The organism is Bradyrhizobium oropedii, assembly GCF_020889685.1.
GTDB lineage: Bacteria > Pseudomonadota > Alphaproteobacteria > Rhizobiales > Xanthobacteraceae > Bradyrhizobium > Bradyrhizobium oropedii.
In genome coordinates, this window is sequence record NZ_JACMYO010000348.1 from 1 (window position 1) to 3,591 (window position 3,591).

5 protein-coding genes are annotated in these 3,591 nt (G+C 62.5%); 2 read left to right on the plus strand and 3 right to left on the minus strand.

Features of this window, described 5'->3' with window-relative positions; all coding sequences use genetic code 11:
* Window positions 1-76: 76 nt before the first annotated feature.
* A complete protein-coding gene (locus tag H8A95_RS42105) occupies window positions 77-1,408 on the minus strand; it encodes a tyrosine-type recombinase/integrase (RefSeq protein ID WP_229169258.1) in 1,332 nt (443 codons plus the stop codon).
* 496 nt (window positions 1,409-1,904) lie between these two features.
* Window positions 1,905-2,201, minus strand: coding sequence for a hypothetical protein (locus tag H8A95_RS42110; protein ID WP_229188320.1), 297 nt, complete (start codon window positions 2,199-2,201; stop codon window positions 1,905-1,907).
* A 179-nt stretch (window positions 2,202-2,380) separates the two neighbouring features.
* On the opposite strand from H8A95_RS42110, the gene H8A95_RS42115 reads away from it, so the two are divergent.
* Complete coding sequence (locus H8A95_RS42115; RefSeq protein WP_229188321.1) at window positions 2,381-2,752, plus strand: DUF4118 domain-containing protein; 372 nt, start codon at window positions 2,381-2,383, stop codon at window positions 2,750-2,752.
* A gap of 68 nt (window positions 2,753-2,820) precedes the next feature.
* Here H8A95_RS42115 and H8A95_RS42120 read toward each other — a convergent pair whose 3' ends face one another.
* Window positions 2,821-2,961, minus strand: a complete 141-nt coding sequence (locus H8A95_RS42120; protein WP_163155094.1) for a hypothetical protein — start codon at window positions 2,959-2,961, stop codon at window positions 2,821-2,823.
* A gap of 181 nt (window positions 2,962-3,142) precedes the next feature.
* On the opposite strand from H8A95_RS42120, the gene H8A95_RS42125 reads away from it, so the two are divergent.
* Window positions 3,143-3,382, plus strand: a complete 240-nt coding sequence (locus tag H8A95_RS42125) for a hypothetical protein (protein WP_229188322.1) — start codon at window positions 3,143-3,145, stop codon at window positions 3,380-3,382.
* The last annotated feature ends 209 nt before the right edge of the window (window positions 3,383-3,591 follow it).

Below are 3,591 nucleotides of genomic sequence, written 5' to 3' on the forward strand. Positions count from 1 at the left end.
TTCCTCGTTCCTCCAGACGAAATCCCAATCCTCAAATGGCTCGAAATCAACCAGTCAAATCCTCTGTGACGAGGTACTAGGCCGTCTCAGCCGCATAATGCTCGCGGAGACGCCCGAGCAGCTCGGCCTTGATCGGGTCGAGCGGATTCGTCCGCTGCAGGCGCACAACCTTACCGACCCGCATCGCGCCGACCAATTCCGCGATGTAGTCATGAGCTGCTTCGAACGCCATCTTACGGATGATCCACTGTTCGTCGTGATTGTAGACCTGATCGATTCCGCCTGGCTTTTGCCCGACACACAGCCGCTGGATCTCGTTGTCGTAGCCGCAACGTGACATGATGGTGCGCAGACTGCGCCTCAAGTCATGCATCGTGAATTTTGCGACACCCGCCTCCTTGACCAAGCGATTGACCATCTTGGTGAAGCCCGACATCTGGCCGCCGGTCTTCGGTGACGGGAAGACATAGTCGGACGTGGCGCGCTGGAAATGCTTTGCGGCCGCGAGGACCTCGTCAACGAGGTGAGTGCGCGGTACATCGTGGTGCAAACCCATCTTGGTCCATGCCGCATCGAAGGTGATGCGGTCATCCATGATGTGCTTTTGCCATTCGATCAGGGTTGGCTCGCTCCGGCGCGGCCCACCAAGCAAGCACGTCCTGGTCAGGAGCCCAAAGGTGCCGAGCTTGCCGGCAGCATGCCAGACCTTGATGATTTCTTCATCGGTCAGTGCGCGGCCCTTCATGCGGCGTCCGACCCTTTGCGCCCGAGTTTCCTTAGGTTCACGATAGCCAGCCAGCACATTGTGGTCGACATAGCCCTCGCCAACGCACCATTCGAGGAACGTGTGGGTGTGCTTGCGCAGATCCTTGGCCGCGCCCCGTTTGCCCGTCTTGGTAACCTTGTCGACCGCGGCCATGATTTGCCGCCGCGTCAGGTCTCCCACGCCGCTCTCGGCGTGTTCCTTGAGCCCGCGCCGCAATGCCGACATTGCCGGCTTCCAGTTGACGACCTGACGCCCGGTCAAGGACGTCTGGTACGGACCATCTTCGACGATGAGCTCCGCCAGTGTGGTGCGCTGCTTTTCGGCAGCCTGTTGCCGCCTCGCCTCGCGTTTCGCTTCGTTAGGGTCCATGCCCTTGACCACCTCGCCCGCAGCAATGGTGGCGGCCTTGCGCGCGGCCTTCTCATTATACTTGGGCCACGGGCCGAGGGTCTTGCGCTGGGTCCCTCTCACCCCCGGCTTGGTGAAGAGGTAGACCCAGGTCCGGCCACCGGTGGCGCGCATGCGCATGGCGAGGCCAGGCAGCTTGTCGTCATGGAGATAATGTTGCGCCTTGCCGAACGGCAGCGTGGCGTTGCGGACGACCGCATCGGTGAGTGTGAGCTGGTTGGTCGGCGCTGTCATGATTCCTTCCCTGCGTTTGTGCCCCGGCGGGCCCCACGAGGAGGCAATCGTCCGTGATCCGATCGGCTCTCAGAGCTTTCCCTCGCGCCGCGCCCCTGAAGAAGGGATAGGGAGAGCAAAATAGAACCGGATCTCAGACCCTCCCTTATTTGGGTGCCCCAAGGGAAAATCTGCGGCGGGCACAACAGGGGCACACAAAATGCAGTATGGTCACTTATGGCCAATTGAGGCTAGAATGTCCATAAGCAACTGTAATTAAACAAATTATTCCGACAATACTGTGGCCACCTGGGGTCAGCTTGGATCTACGGATTGTGGTTCACACGGGAGAGGTCCAAGGTTCGATCCCTTGTGCGTCCACCATTCCCCTTTCTGAACCGCCCGGTGCTGACGATTGTCGCCATTTTGGCGCCCTCCGGGACCGCCTCATCGAAAATGTCGAAAACAACCCCACGCAAAGTAGCCGACGCGCGTGCGACGCGGCCGGCATTCCGGCTCATTGCCGGCGGCGGTGCGGGGCGGACGACGGATTGGCGGTGCGTCGGCTGAGTTCGCCGAGCAGGTCGCGGACGGCACCGTCGAGTTCGTCGGATGGCGGGGTGGCTTGATCGGCGGGTTGGGTGCCGGTCGACCGATACCAGCCGCGGGCAGATATGTCGTCATTCGCGGCCCGAAGCCGCGGCGCGTGAACACGCGGCGATCGCCGCCTGCGGCGGGAGATCAGCTCGCGTACGCCGTACCCCGATACGAACCCGATCCCGGTGACGAGAACGACAATCAGAATTTCCAGCACTGTGTTGTCCCACAATCACCCTGCCGCGATGCAATAAGCGCGACAATGCGGCGGCGGCTTGACCGGGACGGTTCCTTTTCACTGTATCGCACACAACCCTGCCCCACGGAGTCCTACGGGGTTTTGTTTACAGGCCTCCTCGGCTACCTTCCGGAACTCGCGGAGGCCGGGACGTCTCGATGCGCAAGGGCAATGACTACATTCTGAAGCTGCGACCTTCGTCGCTGTCGACGTTCGTCGTCGCCCTGCTTGCCGTGGTGCTGGCCACGGCGACGCAGGAGATGTTCGCGAGCTTTGGGATGCAGTTCTATTTCGCGGGCTTCGTGCCGGCGATCCTGATCGCCGGCCTGATGGGCGGCGCCCCGGCCGGCGCCTTCGCGACGATCATCACCGTTCCGATCGTCTGGTGGGCGTTCATGCCGCCCTATTTCGAGTTCGCCTGGCCGACGGCCGACGATTACGACAGCATCGCGATGTTCCTGCTGTCGAGCGCGCTCCTGGTCTGCTTCTCGCAGCTCTATCGGGAAGCGCTGGCCATTCTGCGGAAGTAGCCGGCCGCCGCGGGTCGCGGTTGCGCGCCGGCGGTGGCAAGCCGGTTGCCGGCGCGGATCGGTCGCCCTCAGATCCCGAACATCCAGACCGCGACGATGGTGGCCAGGGTCGCCACGCCGCTGACCGTCCAGCCCACCGCGTAGAATGTGTTCTCCGGGGCGGTGTCGAGCACCGTGTTGGTGGTATCCGTCACTGATCGCCAACGCATGGCGTCTCTCCTCGGAACTCCTGCCCAGCGACATAACGCAGCTCGCGGTTCCCGGTTCCGCCCACCTCGCAGCGGGATGCGCCGTTCACGCCCAACTCACGGACTGCTGATCGGCGACGCGGAACCTGCGACATTCTGTCCCGTTGAGGGGCGCCGGAAACCAACTTGGGAGAACCATCCGATGCGAACACTGATCCTCGCCGCTACAGCTCTTGCCTTCGTCTCGTCCACCGCGCTCGCGCAGGACAAGGCCGGCAGCAGCCAGGCTCCCGCAGCGCAAAGCGGCGACACAGCGACCAAGGGCGAGGCGACCAAGATGGCGCCGAAGAAGAAGGCGAAGAAGTCCGCCAAGAAATCGAGCGCCAAGGGAAGCGCCAAGGCAGGCGCTGCTGCAACCGGCGACGACGCGGCCAAGCAATAAACAGAAACAATCGCGCTTGCTAATCGCGAACTACCTGACCGCAAACTTGGCAATCACGGAAAAGGCCGCCCGAAGGCGGCCTTTTTATTGGCTCGGTGCGGATGCTGCCTCCGCCCGTCACGTCGCGATCAGTTGCGCCGATCGCTTGAGGCCGCGAAGACTTGGGGCAGCGAAGACTTGGGGCAGCGAAGACTTGGGGCAGCGAAGAC

Excerpts from the sequence above, each read along its gene's own strand:
- H8A95_RS42105 (WP_229169258.1), bottom strand. The coding sequence starts at position 1,408 with ATGACAGCGCCGACCAACCAGCTCACACTCACCGATGCGGTCGTCCGC.
- H8A95_RS42115 (WP_229188321.1), top strand. The coding sequence starts at position 2,381 with ATGCGCAAGGGCAATGACTACATTCTGAAGCTGCGACCTTCGTCGCTG.
- H8A95_RS42120 (WP_163155094.1), bottom strand. The coding sequence starts at position 2,961 with ATGCGTTGGCGATCAGTGACGGATACCACCAACACGGTGCTCGACACC.
- H8A95_RS42125 (WP_229188322.1), top strand. The coding sequence starts at position 3,143 with ATGCGAACACTGATCCTCGCCGCTACAGCTCTTGCCTTCGTCTCGTCC.